Source organism: Pseudoxanthomonas sacheonensis, assembly GCF_031455975.1.
In the GTDB taxonomy this organism is placed as follows: Bacteria; Pseudomonadota; Gammaproteobacteria; order Xanthomonadales; family Xanthomonadaceae; genus Pseudoxanthomonas_A; species Pseudoxanthomonas_A sacheonensis_A.
The window spans coordinates 794,020-813,965 of record NZ_JAVDTT010000002.1; the positions used below are offsets into that span (position 1 = coordinate 794,020).

At 64.9% G+C, this 19,946-nt stretch carries 11 protein-coding genes and 2 pseudogenes; 4 read left to right on the forward strand and 9 right to left on the reverse strand.

All coding sequences use genetic code 11. The features are described 5' to 3' along the window. The first annotated feature begins 38 nt into the window (after positions 1-38). A complete protein-coding gene (gene bioC / locus J2W94_RS10785) occupies positions 39-920 on the forward strand; it encodes a malonyl-ACP O-methyltransferase BioC (protein WP_310093048.1) in 882 nt (293 codons plus the stop codon). A 250-nt stretch (positions 921-1,170) separates the two neighbouring features. Here bioC and J2W94_RS10790 read toward each other — a convergent pair whose 3' ends face one another. The 3 genes from J2W94_RS10790 to J2W94_RS10800 all read right to left on the reverse strand — a co-directional run bounded on the left by J2W94_RS10790 (position 1,171) and on the right by J2W94_RS10800 (position 3,242). Then, positions 1,171-1,599, reverse strand: a complete 429-nt coding sequence (locus tag J2W94_RS10790) for a ketosteroid isomerase-related protein (protein ID WP_310093050.1) — start codon at positions 1,597-1,599, stop codon at positions 1,171-1,173. A 72-nt stretch (positions 1,600-1,671) separates the two neighbouring features. After that, positions 1,672-2,298 carry a YdcF family protein gene (locus tag J2W94_RS10795; RefSeq protein WP_430540600.1) on the reverse strand — a complete coding sequence of 209 codons (627 nt, stop codon included), beginning with the start codon at positions 2,296-2,298 and terminating at the stop codon, positions 1,672-1,674. Further along, positions 2,283-3,242 carry a pyridoxal-phosphate dependent enzyme gene (locus J2W94_RS10800; RefSeq protein WP_310093056.1) on the reverse strand — a complete coding sequence of 320 codons (960 nt, stop codon included), beginning with the start codon at positions 3,240-3,242 and terminating at the stop codon, positions 2,283-2,285. The genes J2W94_RS10795 and J2W94_RS10800 overlap by 16 nt, the downstream gene beginning before the upstream one ends. A 167-nt stretch (positions 3,243-3,409) precedes the next feature. Here J2W94_RS10800 and J2W94_RS10805 point away from each other — a divergent pair, with 167 nt between their 5' ends. Both J2W94_RS10805 and mnmG read left to right on the forward strand, forming a co-directional pair. Then, positions 3,410-4,021 carry a hypothetical protein gene (locus J2W94_RS10805; RefSeq protein ID WP_310093058.1) on the forward strand — a complete coding sequence of 204 codons (612 nt, stop codon included), beginning with the start codon at positions 3,410-3,412 and terminating at the stop codon, positions 4,019-4,021. Positions 4,022-4,433: 412 nt separating this feature from the next. Continuing rightward, entirely contained in the window at positions 4,434-6,323 is a 1,890-nt protein-coding gene (mnmG, locus tag J2W94_RS10810; protein WP_310093060.1) for a tRNA uridine-5-carboxymethylaminomethyl(34) synthesis enzyme MnmG, read from the forward strand. A gap of 124 nt (positions 6,324-6,447) precedes the next feature. Here the strand turns inward: mnmG and J2W94_RS10815 are convergent, their stop codons facing one another. Beyond that, complete coding sequence (locus J2W94_RS10815; protein WP_310093061.1) at positions 6,448-8,799, reverse strand: Tex family protein; 2,352 nt, start codon at positions 8,797-8,799, stop codon at positions 6,448-6,450. 264 nt (positions 8,800-9,063) lie between these two features. On the opposite strand from J2W94_RS10815, the gene J2W94_RS10820 reads away from it, so the two are divergent. Continuing rightward, the gene (locus tag J2W94_RS10820) at positions 9,064-10,356 is read left to right on the forward strand and encodes a sialidase family protein (RefSeq protein WP_310093063.1); all 1,293 of its coding nucleotides are present in this window, start codon (positions 9,064-9,066) and stop codon (positions 10,354-10,356) included. Between the two features lie 195 nt (positions 10,357-10,551). Here the strand turns inward: J2W94_RS10820 and J2W94_RS10825 are convergent, their stop codons facing one another. The 5 genes and pseudogenes from J2W94_RS10825 to glyS form a co-directional block, all read right to left on the reverse strand. Further along, positions 10,552-11,649: a winged helix DNA-binding domain-containing protein gene (locus J2W94_RS10825; protein WP_310093066.1), complete on the reverse strand. Its 1,098-nt coding sequence runs from the start codon at positions 11,647-11,649 to the stop codon at positions 10,552-10,554. 18 nt (positions 11,650-11,667) lie between these two features. Beyond that, positions 11,668-15,474 carry a translocation/assembly module TamB domain-containing protein gene (locus J2W94_RS10830; protein WP_430540601.1) on the reverse strand — a complete coding sequence of 1,269 codons (3,807 nt, stop codon included), beginning with the start codon at positions 15,472-15,474 and terminating at the stop codon, positions 11,668-11,670. Between the two features lie 92 nt (positions 15,475-15,566). Then, positions 15,567-17,378, reverse strand: a complete 1,812-nt coding sequence (locus J2W94_RS10835) for an autotransporter assembly complex protein TamA (protein WP_310093070.1) — start codon at positions 17,376-17,378, stop codon at positions 15,567-15,569. 264 nt (positions 17,379-17,642) lie between these two features. Next, positions 17,643-18,053, reverse strand: a pseudogene (locus J2W94_RS18180) (DALR anticodon-binding domain-containing protein); the annotation flags it as partial. Between the two features lie 12 nt (positions 18,054-18,065). Beyond that, positions 18,066-19,877, reverse strand: a pseudogene (gene glyS / locus J2W94_RS10840) (glycine--tRNA ligase subunit beta); the annotation flags it as partial. Positions 19,878-19,946 lie beyond the last annotated feature (69 nt).

Here is a 19,946-nt window from a genome sequence, read left to right on the forward strand (position 1 = left end):
CTACGATTTGCATTCGAGATTGCATCAGAATCCCCTCAATGAGCACTCCTTTCGACCATCGCCAGATCCGCCGCGCTTTCTCGCGATCCGCTTCCAGTTACGACGCGGCGGCGGCCCTGCAACACGAAGTCGAAAAGCGCCTGCTCGAATCGCTGGACTATCTGGGCGAGCGCACGCCGCAAGTGGTCCTGGATGTCGGCAGCGGCCCGGCGCACGCGGCCGCGGCGATGCGCAAGCGTTGGCCGCGTGCGCAGGTGGTGGCGCTGGACATGGCCCTGCCGATGCTGCGCGAGGCGAAGAAGCATGCGGGCTGGTGGAAACCTTTCGCGCGCGTGTGCGCCGACGCGCGCGCGCTGCCGCTCGCCGATGGCAGCGTCGATGTGTTGTTCAGCAATTTGTGCCTGCAGTGGGTGGAAGATTTGCCGGCGGTGTTCGCCGGCTTCCGGCGCGTGCTCAAACCCGGCGGCCTGCTGCTGTGCTCCACCTTCGGCCCGGAAACGCTGATCGAATTGCGCGACGCCTTCGCACAAGCCGATGCGGCGCCGCACGTCAGCCGTTTTCCGCCCATCGCCCAGTTCGGCGATGCGTTGCTGATGTCCGGTTTCCGCGACCCGGTGCTGGACCGCGACCGCTTCACCCTGACCTACGACGATCTGCCCGCGCTGATGCGCGAGCTGCGTGCGATGGGCGCGACCAATGCCTTGCAATCGCGCAGGCATACCTTGACCGGACGTTCGCGCTTCGCCGCGGCCAGCGCCGCCTACGACGCCTTTCGCCGCGAAGACGGAAAACTGCCGAGTACCTGGGAAGTGATCTACGCCCATGCCTGGGCGCCGCCGCCGGGCGCGCCGATCCGCGGGCAAGGGGAGGAAATCGCTGCGGTGCCGCTCTCGGCGATACCGATCCGCCGCCGGGAGTGATTGATCCCCTCTCCCTTGAGGGGAGAGGGTGGCCGAAGGCCGGGAGAGGGAGCCGGAGCCAGCGATGGCGAACAATCCCTGCATGTCGAGTGTATGAAGAGCCAAAGCACGCATCGCTACGCTCGCGCACCCCTCTCCTGCCCTGCGGGCATCCTCTCCCACAAGGGGAGAGGAAAAAATTTAGCTATCGAGTTCTACGAACAAACGTGCAGTTTCCCCAGCCGAACAAGCTCGGCTCTACCTCGATCGGTCAGGCCGAAACCTGCGCGATCCAGTCCGGCAGGTTGTAGTAGTTGGTCACCCGCGCGATACGGTCTTCACGGATATCGAAGAAGGCGCCACCGGGCAGCACGTACTTCTGCCCGCTGGCGGGCGGCAGGCCCTCATCGGTGCTGTGGTATTCGCCGTGCACCACGTATTCGGCCGCTGCGCGGTCGCCATCGATCGTGGCCAGCACGATGATGTCGCGCAGTTGTTCGCGGTAGCTGGAATTCATGCGCGCCAGAAACACCGCGAACGCATCGCGCCCCAATTCGCGCCCGCCCTGGTTGAGGTCGTGCACCACATCGTCGGTCAACAGCGCCAGCATGCCGTCCCAGTCGCCGCGGTTGAAGGCGGAATAGTAGGTCAGCACCAGTTCGGTAGCGCGGTCCTGTTTGCGGTTGCCATCGATCTTCATGGACGGGATCCCCCTGGATGCGTAATCGGCGATTCATCATAGCGCCGACTCCCAAGCGACGGCATTGGCCGGTTATCGGGATTCCAGGAACAGGTCGCGGTGGAAGAAATACACCTCCTGCAGAAGGAAGCGTTTGCGCGTCTCGAAGCTGCGAAAGCGGCTGGTAGGCGTGGACGACCCCAGCGCGTCGATGCCCATTTCGCGCGCCAACCGCAGCGCGCGCGCCATATGCAGTGGATCGCTGACGATGAGGGCGCGTTTGAATTTGTGCGCCTTCATCAGCGCCGCCGCCTGCTGCAGGTTTTGGCGGGTGGTGCGCGATTCGGTTTCGATCAGGATGGCCTGTGGCGGCACACCCCGTTTAAGAGCGTAGCTGCGCGCGACCTGCGATTCGGAAAAGCGGGCGCCGTTGCCGAAACCACCGGTGAAGATGAGCTGCTTGGCCAGGCCGCGCTGATACAGATCGATGCCGTGCCGGATCCGTTCCTTGAACACGGGCGAAGGATTCTTGTCGTAGGCGGCGGCGCCCAGGACGATGATCACATCGGCCGGCGCGGCCTGATCGCGTTCACCCACCCAAACGATGTAAGACGCCACTCCCACCAGCCAAAGCGCCAGCAACAGCAATAGACGCCAGGCCCAGCCCAGCACCCCACGGCGCTTGCGGTCTTGTCGGCGCCGGCTCACGCGCCGCTCCAGGGCAGCGCGTCCAGGTCGACGTTGCCCCCGGACAGCACCACGCCGACCCGCCGCCCGGCGAAGCGCGCCGGGTTTTGCAGCACCGCCGCCAGCGCGATGGCCGAGGAGGGTTCCACCAGCTGTTTGGTGGTCTGCCAGAGCAGACGCATCGCCTGCAGCGTGTCGGCATCGCGCACCGTCAGCACCTCCACCGCGTGTCGCCGCAGCAGTTCGAAATTCGGCTGTCCCACGGCGGTGCGCAGGCCGTCGCAAAAGGTGTCTGGAACGAAATCGGCGAGACGCTCGCCGGCGGCCAAGGAACGCGCGGTGTCGGCGGCGCCTTCCGGTTCGGCCAGCACCACCCGGCAATCCGGCAACAGTGCAGCCGTGGCGATCGCGGTGCCCGAGGCCAGACCGCCGCCGCCTACCGGCACCACCAGCACTTCCAGCGCTTCCACGGCATTGAGCAGTTCCAGCGCCGCGGTGCCTTGGCCCGCGATCACCCGCGCGTTGGTGTAGGGATGGACCAGGACCGCGCCGGTTTCGTGTTGCACCTGCAGGCACTTCTCTTCGCGCGCGGTGAGGTTGGCCGCGCAGTTGTGCACGATCGCGCCATAGCGTCTGATCGAGGCCAGCTTGGCGGCCACCGCGCCGTCCGGCACCACCACGTGGCAGGAGATGCCACGGGTTTGGGCGGCCAACGCTAGCGCGGCGCCATGATTGCCGGAGGAATGAGTGACCACTCCTGCGTGCGCCTCTGCCTCGGAAAGCGCCCATACCGCATTGCACGCGCCCCGGAACTTGAACGCGCCCACGCGTTGCAAATGCTCGGCCTTGAAGTGCAGCTGCGCCGACGCGAGCGCATCCAGCGAGCGCGAGCGCAGCACTGGGGTGACGTAAGCATGGGGGGAAATACGGGCGGCGGCGGCCAGAACGTCGTCGAAGCAAGGCAGGGAATCGGGCATACGCGAAAGATTAGCGTATTACCTCGCCGCTCCCGGCAGAACGACGGGGGTCGATTGCGCCGGTCGAGCATATGAATGGAACCCAGTGTGTCCAGTGATAGCCGGCCGAATTAAGCACCGATTCAATGCGGCAGGCAGATTCTGCCTGTATGAACCGGGGGTACACCATGAAACTGCGTCTGTTGACCGCACTCTTCGCCACCGCCGCGCTTAGCGGCTGCGCGACTTACGACTATGCCGGCGGCAGCGCACCCGGTGGCTATTACTACGGACGGCCTTCGACGGAGTACTACGGACCCTACGGCGGAAGCTACGGATACGGGTCGTATGGATACGGTTCGTACGGCTACGGCGGCGGCTATGGTTATGGGTACTCCCCGTACAACTATGGCTATTACGGCGGTTACTACCCGTATTACCCCTACCGTCCGCATCACCCGCGCCCACCGCGCCCGGACCACGACGACGACCGGCCGCCGAGCGAGGGCGGGCGTCCGCCTCCCTGGCGCCGTCCCGACGGTCGCTACCAGGATTCGGGCCAGGTGATGATTCCGCCGCGCAACGGCATTCCCCAGGTACCCAGCCAGCCTCAGGTCCGCAACGAAGGCGGCCGGTATCCAGGCATGCGGGTGCGGCCGGAAGGCGGCGAGCGGCCCCCGCGGATGTCGAATCCTTCGCAACCCCGTCCAATGGAAAGATCGCGGCCGATCGAGCGCACCCAACCCGCCCCGCGCGCCGAACGTCGCGACGGGGTAAGGACAAGAACCGAAGAACCCTGATCGTCGCCGCGGGTTGCCCCAACGCCGCAGGCTTGTCATGACCGGTTGACCGGTTGCGTCGCTTATTGACGTGATTGGAATGACAAGCCTCTATGTCGACGTCCGGTGGGGAAATCTGGATCCCCCCTGTTCCGGCCCTGCCGGGCGTCGGCGCTCACGCAAAAGCCCGGCCATGCCGGGCTTTTTGTTGGATTGGCCGCTGGATGCAAATAAAATGGGGCCGGTAGTCCCCCGACTACCGGCCCCGGCGCTCCCCCGCAGTGCACATGGCTGGCCCCTGTTCCAATTACCAGCCTGCGCCCCTGGTCGCTTGCCACGACGGGTGCAAGAGGGATATCGCAGAAACCGTGCCAACTTTTCGCCCCCGCCGGCCGCATTAGGTCGCCGGGCGCCGCAGTGCCAAACTGAGCCCATGAACGCTTCCTTCCACCACTACGACGTCATCGTCATCGGCGGCGGCCACGCCGGCACCGAAGCCGCCTTGGCGTCCGCGCGCGCCGGCGCGCGCACCCTGCTGCTCACCCACAACGTGGAAACCGTGGGTGCGATGAGCTGCAATCCGGCCATCGGCGGCATCGGCAAGGGTCATCTGGTCAAGGAAATCGACGCGCTGGGCGGAGTCATGGCGCACGCCGCCGATCTGGCCGGCATCCAGTGGCGCACGCTCAACGCTTCGAAGGGTCCGGCGGTGCGCGCGACGCGTTGCCAGGCCGATCGCTCGCTCTATCGCAGCGCCATCCGCCGCATCGTGGAAGCGCAGCCCAACCTGACGATCTTCCAGGCCGCGGTCGACGACCTGGTGATCGAGAACAATCGTGTGCGCGGCGCCGTCACCCAGACTGGTCTGCGTTTCGATGCGCCGTCGGTGGTGCTGACCGCGGGCACCTTTCTCGCCGGCAAGATCCACGTGGGCGAAACCCAGTACGCCGCCGGCCGCGCCGGCGATCCGCCCGCCACCGCGCTGGCGCACAAGCTGCGCGAAGGCCTGTTCGTCGTCGATCGCCTGAAGACCGGTACGCCGCCGCGGATCGATGGCCGCTCGCTCGACTATTCGGTGATGGAGGAACAGCCCGGCGACGATCCGCTGCCGGTGATGTCGTTCATCGGCGATGCCTTGCAGCATCCGCGTCAGGTCTCCTGCTGGATCACCCACACCAGCGAACGCACCCACGAACTCATCCGCAACGCGCTGCACCGTTCGCCGCTGTACAGCGGCCAGATAGAAGGCATCGGCCCCCGCTACTGCCCGTCCATCGAGGACAAGGTAGTGCGCTTCGCCGAGAAGGCCTCGCACCAGATCTTCGTCGAGCCCGAAGGCCTGGAGGTCGCCGAGATCTATCCCAACGGCATTTCCACCTCGTTGCCGTTCGATGTGCAATTGGAGCTGGTGCGCAGCATCCGCGGCATGGAACACGCGCACATCACCCGGCCAGGCTATGCCATCGAATACGACTTCTTCGATCCGCGCGGTTTGAAGTCCTCGCTGGAGACGAAGGCCGTCGCCGGCCTGTTCTTCGCCGGTCAGATCAACGGCACCACCGGTTACGAGGAAGCCGCCGCGCAGGGACTGATCGCCGGCCTCAACGCCGCGCGCCTGGTGCAACAGAAGGAAGCGTGGTGCCCGCGTCGCGACGAGGCCTACATCGGCGTACTCATCGACGACTTGATCACCCACGGCACCAAAGAGCCGTATCGCATGTTCACTTCTCGCGCGGAATACCGTCTGCAGCTGCGCGAGGACAATGCGGACTTGCGTCTGACCGAAATCGGCCGCGGCCTGGGCCTGGTCGACGAGCGGCGCTGGGCGAAATTCGCCGTCAAACGCGATGCGATCGCTCAGGAAACCGAACGTCTGCGTGCGGTCTGGGTTTCGCCGGGTAATGCGCTGGGTCGCGAGGTCGAAGCCACCTTGGGCGTGGCGGTCAGCCGCGAGACTACGGTGCTGGACATGATCAAGCGCCCGGAACTGGATTACGCCAAGCTGGTGTCGGTACCCTCGATCGGGCCGGGCGTGGAAGATGCCAAGGTCGCCGAGCAGGTGGAGATCGGCGTGAAGTACTCCGGCTATCTGGACCGCCAGCGCGAAGAGATCGAGCGCCAGCAGCGCAATGAGGACACCGCGATTCCCTCCGGCTTCGATTACGTCGGCGTGCGCGGCTTGTCCTTCGAGGTGCTGCAGAAGCTGGAGCGCGTGCAGCCGCAGACCATCGGTCAGGCGCAGCGCATTCCCGGCATGACGCCCGCGGCGATTTCGCTGTTGCTGGTGCACCTGACCCGCGCGCGCCGTAGCCGCGTGGCTTGAGCGCGTCATAGGAGCGTCGTAGGAGCGACGTAAGTCGCGACTGAAAAGGACGAAAACCTCGTCGCGCACGCAACGAAACCGAGCATTCGCGACTTACGTCGCTCCTACGCGCATCATCAGATTGTCAGGCGCCGCTTTTGGCCCGGGCGAACGCGGCTGCCAACGCGCTATTCGCGGGTTGCGGTTTGGTCGCCGGGCTCGCGGTCTTGCCTGGCCGACTCAGTATTCGAGTACGCGACGAATCCGCATCGCGCCGCTGATTGTCTTGCCCTGGCTTCACCACCGGCACGTCCTCCAATCGCCGCGTCAACGCGATCCGCTTGCGTGGGATGTCCACTTCCAGCACGCGCACCTTGACGATGTCGCCGGCCTTGACCACCTCGCGCGGATCTTTCACGTAGGTGTCCGACAGCGCCGAGATATGGACCAGGCCGTCCTGGTGCACGCCGATATCGACGAAGGCGCCGAACGCGGCCACGTTGGTGACCACGCCTTCCAGGATCATGCCGATCTTGAGATGCTTGAGGTCCTCCACGCCTTCGGCGAAGCGCGCGGCCTTGAACTCCGGACGCGGATCGCGGCCCGGCTTTTCCAGTTCCTTCAGGATGTCGCGCACGGTGGGCACGCCGAACTTCTCGTCGGTGAACGACTCGGGTTTCAATCCGCGCAGATAACCGGCATCGCCGATCAACTGTTTCACCGCGCGTCCGCTGTCCTTCGCGATACGCTCCACCACTGGATACGCTTCCGGATGCACCGAAGACGCGTCCAGCGGCTCATCGCCATCGGCGATGCGCAGGAAACCGGCGCATTGCTCGAAGGTCTTTTCGCCCAGACGCGGCACCTTCAGCAATTCGCGGCGGCGCTTGAACGGCCCGTTCTGGTCGCGATGCAGGACGATATTCTCGGCCACCGACGAAGACAGGCCGGACACGCGCGCCAGCAGGGCGGCCGATGCGGTGTTCACATGCACGCCGACCGCATTCACGCAGTCCTCCACGCGTGCGTCCAGCGCGCGCGCCATGCGATAGGGATCCACATCGTGCTGGTACTGACCTACGCCTATCGCCTTGGGTTCGATCTTCACCAGCTCGGCCAGCGGGTCCTGCAGGCGGCGCGCGATCGACACCGCTCCGCGCAGACTCACGTCCAACTCCGGAAATTCCTTCGCCGCCAGTTCCGAGGCGGAGTACACCGAGGCGCCGGCTTCGCTGACCACGATCTTCTGCAGCTTCAGTTCGGGATGCTTGGCGATCACTTCGCCGGCCAGCTTGTCGGTTTCGCGCGAGGCGGTGCCGTTGCCGATGGCGATCAGTTCCACGCCGTGCTGGACACATAATTTATGCAAAGAATGCAGCGACTGGTCCCACTGCTTGCGCGGTTCGTGCGGATAGATCGTGTCCGTCGCCACCAGCTTGCCGGTACGATCGACCACCGCGACCTTGACGCCGGTGCGGATGCCCGGATCCAGGCCCATCACCGTGCGTGCGCCGGCCGGCGCGGCCAGTAGAAGATCCTTGAGGTTGTCGCCGAAGATGGCGATCGCCTCGGCTTCCGCCTTCTCCCGCGCCTGGCCGAACAAGTCGAGCAGCAGGTGCAGATGCAGTTTGGCGCGCCAGGTCATGCGGCAGCTGTCCAGCAGCCAGCGGTCGGCGGCGCGGCCCTGGTCGCTGACGCCGGCATGCAGCGCCACGCGGCCGTCGCCATACAGATGGCCGGCTTCGGCGTCCTTGCCCGGGTCGAGATCGAGGTAGAGGATTTCTTCCTTGCGCGCGCGGAACAGCGCGAGCAGCCGATGCGAGGGGATCTTCGCCAGCGCTTCGCTGTGTTCGAAATAGTCGCGGTACTTCGCGCCGGCTTCTTCTTTGCCCTCGGCCACGCGCGCGCGGATCACGCCTGTTTCGCCCAACCAATTGCGCAGCTCTCCGACCAGCGCCGGATCCTCGCCCCAGCGTTCCATCAGGATCGCGCGCGCGCCATCGAGCGCGGCCTTGCCGTCGGCCACACCCTTGTCGGCGTCGACGAAACCGGCGGCGAAGGTTTCCGGCGCCTGGGTGGGATCGGCCAGCAGGCCATCGGCCAGCGGTTCCAGGCCGGCCTCGCGCGCGATCTGGGCGCGGGTGCGGCGCTTGGGCTTGTAGGGAAGGTACAGATCCTCCAGCCGCGCCTTGCTGTCCGCCGCTTCGATCTCGGCGCGCAATGCATCGCTCAGCTTGCCCTGTTCGTCGATGCTGGCCAGCACGGTGGCGCGGCGTTCTTCCAGTTCGCGCAGATAGGTCAGGCGCGTTTCCAGGTTACGCAACTGGGTGTCGTCCAGTCCGCCGGTGATTTCCTTGCGGTAGCGCGCGATGAACGGAACGCTGGCGCCCTCGTCCAGCAAGGCGATGGCAGCCAGGGCCTGCGCGGTCTGGGCGCCGATTTCCGCGGCGATGGTGCGGGCGATGTGCTGGGCGAGCTGCTTTGGAGTGTCCTTCATTACCTTATTCGAGTTCATGAGTGGCAGGCGCCGATTGTGGCGGTCGCGGCGCGCGGGGGAAACCCGTTGACAGGAAAAGCAATTGCAGGTTTCACAAACCACGATTGATGGCTTGGGGGTAGTGTGGGAGCGGCGTCCCGCCGCGAGCTTTCCTGTGAGTGCCTGTTTGTGCAAAAAAGCTCGCGGCGGGACGCCGCTCCCACCATCGGGGCTTGTCATGGTCCCTGAGTGGGGCGCAGCGACACGAGACGTTATGCTTCATCCATGCGCAACTACCTTGTACTTCTCCTCATCTTCCTCACCGCCTGCGACGGCGATCCCGTTGCGCAGGTATCGACAGCGCCGGCCGCGGCTACGCCTGTTCACCATGAGTTGTCGACATGGGAGCTGCCCGTGCAGGGGAATGCAGCGCAGTCCGATCTGGTGGTCGCGTCGGACGGACGCATGCTGTTGTCCTGGATCGAAACCGGAAGCCGAAGCGCGCATGCGCTGAGGTTCGCGACCTTCGATGGCAAGGCATGGAGCGAGCCGCAGGAAATCGCGCATGGCGACGACTGGTTCGTCAACTGGGCCGACACGCCGCACATCGCGGCCACGGAAGACGGCGCGCTGTGGGCGCACTGGCTGCGCCAATCGGCGAAGGCGGCATATGCCTACGATGTGGTGCTGTCGCGATCGGGCGACGGTGGGAAAACATGGTCGGCGCCGCTGACGGTCAACAGCGATGTAACGCCGACCGAACACGGTTTCGTCTCCCTGTGGCCGCACTCGCGCGATTCCCTCGGCATCGCCTGGCTGGATGGCCGCAACACGGCCGGTGAAGGGCATGGCGGCCATGACGCGCACGGCGGCGGCGCGATGACCTTGCGCGTAGCGAACCTCGATGCAGGCTTGAACAAATCCGCCGAAAGCGAGCTCGATTCGCGCACCTGCGATTGCTGCCAGACCGACGCGGCGATGACCGTGCGCGGACCGTTGATCGTTTATCGCGACCGCGATGGAGACGAGATCCGCGACATCGTCACCGCGCGTTTCGACAGCGGCGCATGGACCTTGCCGCGCAAAGTCCACGACGACCGCTGGAAGATGCCGGCATGTCCGGTCAACGGCCCGGCGGTCGTGGCGAGCGGAACGCAGGCGTGGGTCGCCTGGTACACGGCGGCTGGCGACATGCCGAAGGTGCGCATCGCCCGCTCGCAGGATGCCGGTGACAGTTTCTCCCCGCCTGTCGATCTGGATAGCGGATTGGAAGTGCAAGGCCGCGTCGGCGTCGCGGCCGATGGCGACGCCGTGTGGGTGAGCTGGTCGCGCGAAGACGCCGACGGGCAATCGCTATGGTTGGCGCGTTACAACGCAGGGCTCAGTAAGGAACTGCAACGCATCCAGGTGGCCAAGCTGCAGGGCAGGGGGCGCGCTACCGGCTTCGCGCAGCTGGTCGCGCGCGGGAATGACGCCTACCTGATCTGGACCGATATCGTGGAGGGCAAGCCGGCGCTGCGTGGAGCACGGGTGATCGCGAAGGAAAATCCGAACATGTCTCTGCCAGCAGGTAACTAGACTCCGTTCGTGGTGAGCCTGTCGAACCACGCCTTTCGTAGTGTGCTCGAAGTGCTTTTATCCGGAGAATGCCGCCAAGAGCGTGGTTCGACAGGCTCACCACGAACGGAGAGTCGGCCGTAGGGCGGGCATTGCCCGCCGCGTTTCCGCGCCGCGAAAAACGAGCAGGCGGGCAATGCCCGCCCTACGACTTTCTCAAGACTGTCGTTCCTCCGGCAGTTTCACCTGCACCGGCAAGCCCATGAAGTCACCATAACGGCGTGCGGCCCGGCTCAGGGAATTCAACTCTTTCTTGAGCAAAACGCGAAACGGACTCAACTCCACCGTCAAGCCGGCCTTGTCGACTTTGCGCTTCCAGGTGCCGACGATACGTCCCCCGACCACTATGCCGGCATTGAACAGACCATTGATGCCGATGACCTGCGGACTGAAACGCGCTTCCACCGCCTCGCTGCGGTCCTTGTAGGCGACCAGGTATTCGTCGAAAGACGGCAGTAGCTGCGGATCGTTCGCCAGATCGGAGGGCTCGGATTCCTTGCCCGAATGGAGATAGAGGCGGCCGCCGATGACTTCCTGGGCCAGGTCGTCCGCGGCCAGTTCGATGCCCAGTTGCACATCCTTGACCGTCAGCCCCGACCACCATGCGAAATCCTGCAGCGTGGCCGGACCATGACTGAGGAAATAGCGGCGCGCCAGTTCCATCAGCGCCTGCTCGCGCTCCAGCGCGCGGTGGGCGGGAATCCATTCGTCCAGCAGCACGAAGGTCGGCTGCTTGTCCGCGCGCGGACCCAGGCAGAGCAAACCTTCCTGGGCCAGTCGTCCGGTGATGTGGATGCCGCGCTGCCGCTCGGTAGCGATGCCGGCGCTATCGAGCGTCGCGTACACCTCGCTGCGCGTCAGCTTCTGTCCGTCCCGCAAGGCTTTCACCAGCACTTTGCGGCTGCGGGCGAGCACCGTCTCGTCCAGTTCGAACTCGCGCAGCAGTCGCGCCTTGTTGGCGGCGATCACGCGCGGCGTCATCAATGCCGACATCCAGCGCACGTCTTCGGCGGCGACGAAATGCAGCGTGCCGCGCATCGGCCAGGTGCGGACGATGCGGCGTTCGGCGATCGCCTGTTCCACCGATTCCAGAGTCGCGCCCTGCGTGCGCAAGCCGATGGCCCATAGCGCGGCCGCGTAATCCTGCGCCTGCATCGCGCCCAGCCAGGCAACGGCTTCGGCCGGCGATTCCAATTTCCCGCCGACGATGCGTTGCCGCCGCAGGCGCAGTTGCGCGATCCGGGAAATCTTCATCGTGCGCCCCGGACCGCCTTACTTTTCCTTGCGCCAGTTCAACGAGCCGCGTGTTTCCACCGTGCTCGATTCGATCTCCACATCGAAGCCCTTGCGCAGCAGGTACTTCAGCGTGATCGCCGATCCGCTGCCCACCATCGACACGCCGTAGCTCACGTAGAGTTTCGGCGACAGATACTTGCCCACGCCGAACACCGAGCCGCCCAGCGTGCGCGATTCCAGTACGCCCGCATCGTCCAGGCCGATCTTGGCGCCCAGTTGCGAGGCCAGCAGGCCGGCGCCGGCGCTGAGCGCGGTGGAGGCGGCGTTGATCTTCTGGCTTTCGTCGGTGCTGGCGGTGTTCAACGAGCGGCCCAGCACCAGATAGGCCAGCGCCGCCGATTCGTCCATCGACGGGTTCGACCAGATGGTGGCCTTGGGACTGCTGGCGCGGCCGGTGACGTCGATGCCGGCGGTGACGCCCGCGCTGACCACTTCGCGTTCGGCGCGGATGTTGATGCGTGGGTCGGAGACGGCGTTGTTGCTCCACACCAGCTCGCCACGCGTGATCCGCAGTTTCTGTCCATACGCGGTGTAGCGGCCGTCGACATCGAGCCGGCCGGTGGCGGCCATCTCGCGGCCCTGGCGCGAGCGCACGTTCATGGTGCCGGCGAGCGTGCCCTCGAGCCCATAGCCGTTGAGCTTCACCGCATCGCCCAGGGTGATGGCCATATCCAGATCCAGGCGCGAGCTGGGCAAGCGCTCGGGATCCGCCGGATCCAGCACCACCACGTCCTCGGAAACCGATACGCCGTCGTCGAGTTTTTCCACGTCGATGGTGGCCGAAGGCACCACCACCTTGCCGCGCACCTGGATGGTGTTGTTGGCGAAACCGACCTGCAGGTCGGGCGAGGCGACCGCCTGCAGTTCGGTGGTGTCGGAAATCAGGAAATCCTTGCCGCGGATGTTGAACTGCAAGGGCGAACCTTCCACCTTCCAGTCCAGCGTGCCGTCCACGCTCAAGGTGCCGCCGGTGACGGTGCCGCCGGTGGAGGACACCGATTTCAGCGTGCCGTCGATACGCGCGCTGCCATCGGCCTGGGCGTCCAGGTTGGCGACGCCGTCGGTCAGGGTGATGCCCAGCGACGGCAGTTCGCCCTTGAATTCGGTGAGCTGCGCATCGCCGCTCAGCGCCGGCGTTCCGCGCGTGCCGGCTAGGCCCACATGGCCCTGCAGCTTGCCGGTGGGACGCACCAGGTCCGGCGAAAACAGTTCCATCCAGAACAGGCGCGAGTTGTGGAAATAGATATCGCCTTTCAGCGGCGCGAATTCATCCCAGCCGGTGGCGACGGTGGCGTCGACGAAGCCGTCGCCCTTGAAGCCGGTGCCCAACCGGCCCTTGATGGTCTGCGGATTGAAGTCGGCGTCCAGGGTGAAGTTGTCGTAGCGCACGATCTCGCCGCGCGCGTTGTTGCCCAGCTTCAAGCCGCCATCGAGCGAGCTCAGGTGCACTTCGCCGACCCACGCCTTGCCGGCCGGCTTCACCGAAGCCTCCAGCTTGATGTCGCCGCGCAGAGTGAGCGGTCGCCCGTTGCTCGGCGGCAGCCACGGCTGCAGCAGGGTCAACGGCAGCGCATCGGCATGCACCTGTATTCCCTGTTTCGGCCAGTGGGCCTGCGCGCACAACGCGGCCTTAGCCTGTCCTGAGCCTGTCGAAGGGCCGCTGGCGGCCAGGCATGCCGGAGTCAGCGTGAATGCCGAACCGTTCTGCGCGTAGCGCGCGGCCTGCTGCAAACGCCAGCTGCTGCCCTTGGAAGGAGTGAGTTGCAATGCGTCCAGGCTGCCCTGCCAGTTGGCGCCGCGTTTCAACGCCGTGCCGGCGAGCGAAACCGAACCCATCGTATTGCTGGCATCGCCGTTGAACTGCAGGTTCTCGACCGCCCCACGCGCCTCCAGGCGCACGCTGTCCAGCACCATGCCGACATCGACCGCCGCGCCGCGCACCGCGAGCTCGCCGGCTCCTGAGCCTGTCGAAGGACCGGTCCAAGGCAGGCGTCCGCGCACGCTGAGCGCATCGGCGCTGTAGCCGCCCCACTTCAGGCCGGTGCCGGCAAGATCCGCATCCAGGTTGGGCGCATTGCGCGCGCCGGTCAGCTTCAAGGTGCCGGCGATGCTGCCGTTGGCATCCGGCAACAGATCGTCCAAGTGCAGCGGCTGCAGCTTGGCGTCGATATCGAGTTTGTCGCCGACCCTGCCCTTGGCTTCGACGCGACTGTTGCCGAGAGAGAGCGCCAGTTCGCCGTCGCCTTCATTGCCGCGTATCGCGAATTTTCCGCGGCCGTCCAGCTTGCGTCCACGCAAACTGCCGCCCAGCTTGGGCACGTCCAGGGTCGCATCGAAACCACCGGTCTCTCGCGCCTGGCCCTTGCTGGCGAGATCTCCGGACACATTGCCTTTCCAGTCGGCCAGGAAATAACCGGGATCGAAACCGGCGAGCTTGGCGGCCAGGTCCCAGCGCAGTGCGGGTTCCCAGCCCACGGTGCCGGTAGTGTCCAGGGTGCCGGTCGGCATCTTCGCCTGCAGCTTGTGCAGCACCAGCTGTTCGCTGTCGCCACGGCCGTCGAAGTCGACGGTCGCCTTCTGGTTTTCGCGCACCAGTGTGGCCTTGCCGATCGCCGCCCACGCCTTCATCTGGCCGGCGAAACCCAGATCCGCATCCGCCGCGATCTCACCTTCGACCGATTGGCCTGAGCCTGTCGAATGGCCGCCCCAGCGCAGTCCACGCGCGTTGGCCGAGAATTTGAACACCGGATTTTCCGGGTCTTTGAAATCGGCGCGCCCGCGCAGCGTCGTCAGTCCATCGAAGGCGCGCACCGCCAGCGGCTCCACGGTCAGCACTTCATCGGCGATGCGGATCTTCGACGGTTCGATCACGGCGACGAAATCGCCCTGGGCGATACGGCCCCGCAGATCGGCGCCGCCGCCGGCGCCGTTCGCTTTCAGGTCGAAGGCCAGCGGCATGCTGTCTTCGACGATTCCCAACAGCGCCAGATCCAGCGCTTCGGTCTTGCCGCTGAAGCTCCAGGTGGGATTCTCTTCGCCACGCACGCCCAGCGTCACTCGCACCGGCGCCGGCGCGTTGCCGGCCAGGCCCATATCCATGCTCTTGCGGTTGCCGCGCGCCACCAGTCCCAGCCTTGCGGGCGTGCGGCCCAGCGAGGCCGGGAACACCGCCGTCGCCACCAGATTGGTGGCGTAGCCGTCGCGCGGCTCGTAACCACCGTTGATGTCGATGCGCCCGCGATCGCTGTCGATCGCCAGCTTCTGCGCCTTGAAGTAGCCGTCGCCGATATCGATGCCGCCGCGCGCGCGCCGGATGTCGATCAAGGGCTGCGTGCTCTGGGTGATACGGAAACCGTCGATCCCCAGGGTGTCGGCCTGGATCGCGATCGGCATCTCGATCTGCGGCAGCAGTTCAGGCCAGGTCGGCAGTTCGAACGGCTCGTCGCTCTTGGGGATGTCCAGCGTCGCGTTGGTCACTTGCAAGGCATCCAGGCGCAAACGTTTGCCCAGCAACGGACGCAGGTCCGGATCCAGGTACACCCGCTCGGCGGTGAAATGGATTTTCTCGTAGCGGAAATCCACGCCGTACAGTGTCAGTGGTCCTGCCAGCGGTCCTTCCGCTTTTTTCCAGGTGAAGGAAGATCCGGCGGGCAGGCGCGCGATGATCTGGTTCAGCAGTACGTCGCGTCCGGCCACGGTCTGCACCAGCCAATACAGCGCGATGACAAGCAGGACCAGCATTACCACCGAAGCGATGCCGCTGCGGATCGCCAGCACGCGCATGCGTGCGCGACGCCGCGCGCGGAGTTCGGCGATGCGCGCCTCGTGTTCTTCGGGCGACACGTTGTCGGCGATTGGCTTGCGACGGAAGACCATCAGAATTCCGCTCCTATGCCCAGACCGATGGTGAAGGAGGAGTCGGGATCGTCCAATCCATGCGCCAGGTCGATGCGGACGGCGCCCACCGGCGATTTCCAGCGCACGCCCACGCCCACGCCGGTCCGCCAGTCGAAATCATTCCCGTTGTCGAACGCGCTGCCGCTGTCGACGAAAACCGCACCGCCCCAGCTGGCGTTGAAATAGTGCTCGTACTCGGCGCTGGCGGTCACCACGTTCTTGGCGCCGACAGAGAAATCGCCATTGTCCGTTTCCACACGCGGCCCGACTTCGCGGTACTGATAACCGCGGATGCTGCGGTCGCCACCGGCGTAGTAGCGCAGGCTGGGCGGCATGGAGTTGAGCGCGTCGGTGAAGGTATGGCCCAGTTCGCCACGCAGGATGAAGCGGTCGCTGGCGCCGACCGCCTTGAACCAGCGCGCCTGCGCATGCACCTGGGCGAAGTTGGCGTCCGAGCCCGCGCCTTCCAAACCGCCGCGCACGGTCAGTGAGCCTGCGATGCCCCGGCGCGGAAAAGAACGGTTGTCGACATCCACGTAATTGGCGGAAAGCTCGGGATAGGTGAAGGTCGCGTAGCGATAGTCGACCGGCGCCAGCGCGCCGCCGCCATCGTCGGCGAGGGAATAGGCCCAGCGTTCGCGCACGGTATTGAGCGAGGCGACGGCGGTCAGGTATTCGTTGATCTCGCCGCTGCGGCCGACGCTGAACTTCAGCAGCCGCGTGTCGATGTAGTCGGTCTGTTCGTCGTAGGCCTGGAGCGCGACGGTGTACCAGCCATCCAGCCACTTGAAGGCGGGGATGCGGTATTGGGTGACGAAGTTCTTGCGTTTCTGCGCATAGTCCAGCTGGGTGGACAATTTATGGCCACGTGAATTCACGTAGCGGCGCTCCAGGCCGAAGCGCACACCGGCGCCGCTCTCGGTGCCGTAGCTCACGCCGGTGGTATAGACGTCGCGCTTGGCCAGAGTGAGGTTGACGTCGATCGGTACGCGGCCGTCGACGGCATTCTCCGGCTTGGCCTGGATATCGATGTTGTTGAAGTAATCCAGCCCGGTCAGCGATTCGCGCAGGCGATCGAGTTTCCCTTGGTGGAAGTAGCTGCCTTCTTCCCAATACACCAGCTTGTCCAGCAACCCAGGCCGGAACTTGGTTTGATGGAAGGTGGTCGGCCCCATGTCGTAGCGGATGCCGCTGGCCCAGGTCAGGCCGATGTCGGCGGCATGCTCGGCGCGGGTGACCTCGACGCGGCGATGGACGAAATCGGCATCGAAATAGCCGCGATCGGCCAGCCGGCGCACGATCTGGGTCTTGCTGGTTTCGTAGGTCGTGTGGTCAAAGATGTCGCCGACCTGCGGACGGAACGCGGCCAGGTCTTCCTTGAGATAGCGGTCGCTGCCGCCCGCGCCCTGGATGCTCAGATCCGAGTGTCTGACGCGCATCGGTTCGCCCTTGTCCACTTGCACGACCACGGTGATGTGTTCGTTCTCTCCGCCCGGGCGCGCGGCGTCGACCGTGATCTCGGGGGAGTAGTAGCCGAACGGCTCCAGCGCCTCGCGGGCCTCGGCCTTGGCCTCGCTCATCAGGTATTCCAGCCGCGACTCGCCCTGGCGACGGCCGATGATGTCGTTCAGCGACAGCGCCACGTTGATGTTCTCGATCATCAGCGCTTCGGTTTCGTTGTCCTGATTCAGGCCCCGGATTTCCACCCTGTCGATGGTGGAGGCTGCGCGGGCCTGGCCGGAAACGGACAGCAGGACGGCAGCGGCGGCGAGTAGGGGGCGTGGTCGCATGGGTGCAGGATACCGGGCGAGCGCGGAATCGGGTTAACCAGGGGTGAGGTCGGCGGCACATTTGTGCGAGTGAGCCGGCATGAATACTCGCCACTGCATCCGGTATGCAGTGGAAGGCGGCATCATTCTTTTCGTCATCCCAGCGAACGCTGGGATCCATCTTGATCTTGCTCTTGCTCGCCAAGGGACGGAAGCAAACTCGCTTCGCTCGCTCCCCCTCATCCGCCCTACGGGCACCTTCTCCCACAAGGGGAGAAGGGTTTACTAGCTCGACAGATGCTCGATCGCCGCCACCGCACGGAAGCGGTCGGCCAAACGCTTGAGCAAGGCCAGACGATTGGCGCGGATCGCTGGCTCGTCCACATTCACCATCACGCTGTCGAAAAAGGCATCCACTTGCGGACGCAGCAGAGCCAGACGACTGAGGACGCTGATGTAGTCGTGATGATGCAGAGCTTCGTCGGTGTCGCCGATGGCCGCCTCCACCGCTTCGGCCAGCGCGCTCTCGACCGGATCGTTGAGCAGACCGCGGTCGATGGCGTGGGGAATCTCCACATCGGCCTTCTTCAGGATGTTGTTGATGCGCTTGTTGGCGGCGGCCAGCGCTTCGGCTTCCGGCAGCGCGGCGAACTGGCCGATGGCGTCGAGGCGGGTGTCGAAGTCGTAGAGCGAATGCGGACGCAGTTCGGCGACGGCGTTGAAGTGCGAGGCAGGTGCGCCCTTGTCGGCGTAGTAGCCGCGGAGGCGGTCGAGGATGAAGTCATAAAGGTCCGCGGCGATCGGAGCGGAGGTCATGAAGTGGATCTCATGACCCTTGTCCGCAAAATGCTTGCTGAGATGGGTCGAGATGAAATCATCTCCGCCCGTTCCAGTTTCAGTGGCAACGGAAACAGCCGTGCCCTTGAAGTGTTCCTTAATCTTGTCTGTCTGCGCGGGGGCGTTGGCGGCCAAGGCGAGAGAAGACTGCAACACGGAAGATGCCAGCAGGTTTGGCAAGTCCAGGTTGAAGCCGCTCTCGATGATCGTCCTCGCAAGCCCTAACGCGTTGCGCCTTAGTGCAAATGGGTCTTTGTTTCCTGTCGGCTTCAAACCCGCTGCGAAGCCACCAGCCAACGTATCCAGCCGCTCCGCAATCGCCAGCACCTTGCCGGTCGGTGACAGCGCAATGTCATCACCTGCGAAACGCGGTTGGTAAGACTCATCGATTGCCAGTGCTATCTCGCTAGATTCACCGGAAGCAGTGGCGTAATGCCGGCCTGCAATGCCCTGTAGTTCCGGAAACTCGTTGACCATGCGTGATTGCAGATCGTTCTTCGACAACTCCGCCGCACGGCGGGCCAGCACTGGATCGAAACCCAGCTCTTTCGCAATGGTCTCTGCCAACGCGGCGACGCGAGCCACCTTGTAGGCGACTGAACCCAGCTTGGCCTGATAGGTAACGGTCTTCAGGCCGTCGCCCATTGACACCAATCCCTGCTTCAAATCCTCATCGAAGAAGAACTTCGCATCCGAGAAACGCGGTCGTATCACACGCTCATAGCCCTTGCTGACTTCGCTCACATCCTGCGATTCGATATTCGCGATCCCGATGAAGTGCTCGGTCAGCTTGCCGCCGTCGTCCAGCACCGGGAAAAACTTCTGGTTGGCTTCCATGGTCGCGATCAGCGCTTCCTGCGGCACCGCCAGGAATTCCGGCTCGAAGCTGCACAACACCGCCGACGGCCATTCCACCAAACAGTTCACCTGTTCCAGGTTGTCTTCGGTGATGCGCGCCACGCCGCCGGCTTTGGTCGCGGTGTCCCGTACTTGCTGTTCGATACGCGCACGACGCTCATCGCTGTCGACCAGTACATGCGCGCCGCGCAGGGCGTCGATGTAGTCGCCCGGATTGTTCACCCACACCGATTTGTCGTGCTCGAAACGATGGCCACGGCTCATGCGGTCGCTGCGCACGCCCAGCACTTCCGCATCCACCACGTCCTTGCCCAGCAGCATCACCAGCCAGTGCACCGGCCGTGCGAAGGCGTAGTCGTGGTCGCCCCAGCGCATCGGCTTGGGAATCGGCATCGCCGCCAGCGATTCGCGCACGATGTCCGCCAGCAGATCGGCCGTCTTCGCGCCGGGTTTGTTGGAGCGATGCACGAAACGTTCGCCCTTGGCGTCGGTGGTGCGTTCCAGTTGCGACCAGTCGAGGCCGGCCTTGGCCGCGAAACCCTGCAGCGCCTTGGTCGGCTGGCCTTCCGCATCGAGCGCGATGTTGAGGTACGGGCCCAGCACTTCCGAACTCTGCTCCGGCTGCTCCGTCGACACGCCCGGCAGCAGCACGGCCAGGCGGCGCGGCGTGTACAGCGGTTTGGCGTTGGCGCGGTCGAAATCGATGCCGCGCTTCTGCAGCGCGTCGATGACGCCATCGAAGAACGCCTGGGCCAACCCGGGCAGGGCCTTGACCGGGAGTTCTTCGGTGCCGAGTTCGATCAGCAGGGGTTTCATTTCGCTCATATCGATAAAGCCTGTTTATGTTTCCTTCTCCCTGCGGGAGAAGGTGCCCGAAGGGCGGATGAGGGTACG

Excerpts from the sequence above, each read along its gene's own strand:
- J2W94_RS10825 (WP_310093066.1), bottom strand. The coding sequence starts at position 11,649 with ATGAAGATTTCCCGGATCGCGCAACTGCGCCTGCGGCGGCAACGCATC.
- bioC (WP_310093048.1), top strand. The coding sequence starts at position 39 with ATGAGCACTCCTTTCGACCATCGCCAGATCCGCCGCGCTTTCTCGCGA.
- mnmG (WP_310093060.1), top strand. The coding sequence starts at position 4,434 with ATGAACGCTTCCTTCCACCACTACGACGTCATCGTCATCGGCGGCGGC.
- J2W94_RS10790 (WP_310093050.1), bottom strand. The coding sequence starts at position 1,599 with ATGAAGATCGATGGCAACCGCAAACAGGACCGCGCTACCGAACTGGTG.
- J2W94_RS10835 (WP_310093070.1), bottom strand. The coding sequence starts at position 17,378 with ATGCGACCACGCCCCCTACTCGCCGCCGCTGCCGTCCTGCTGTCCGTT.
- J2W94_RS10820 (WP_310093063.1), top strand. The coding sequence starts at position 9,064 with ATGCGCAACTACCTTGTACTTCTCCTCATCTTCCTCACCGCCTGCGAC.
- J2W94_RS10800 (WP_310093056.1), bottom strand. The coding sequence starts at position 3,242 with ATGCCCGATTCCCTGCCTTGCTTCGACGACGTTCTGGCCGCCGCCGCC.
- J2W94_RS10830 (WP_430540601.1), bottom strand. The coding sequence starts at position 15,474 with ATGCGCGTGCTGGCGATCCGCAGCGGCATCGCTTCGGTGGTAATGCTG.
- J2W94_RS10815 (WP_310093061.1), bottom strand. The coding sequence starts at position 8,799 with ATGAAGGACACTCCAAAGCAGCTCGCCCAGCACATCGCCCGCACCATC.
- J2W94_RS10805 (WP_310093058.1), top strand. The coding sequence starts at position 3,410 with ATGAAACTGCGTCTGTTGACCGCACTCTTCGCCACCGCCGCGCTTAGC.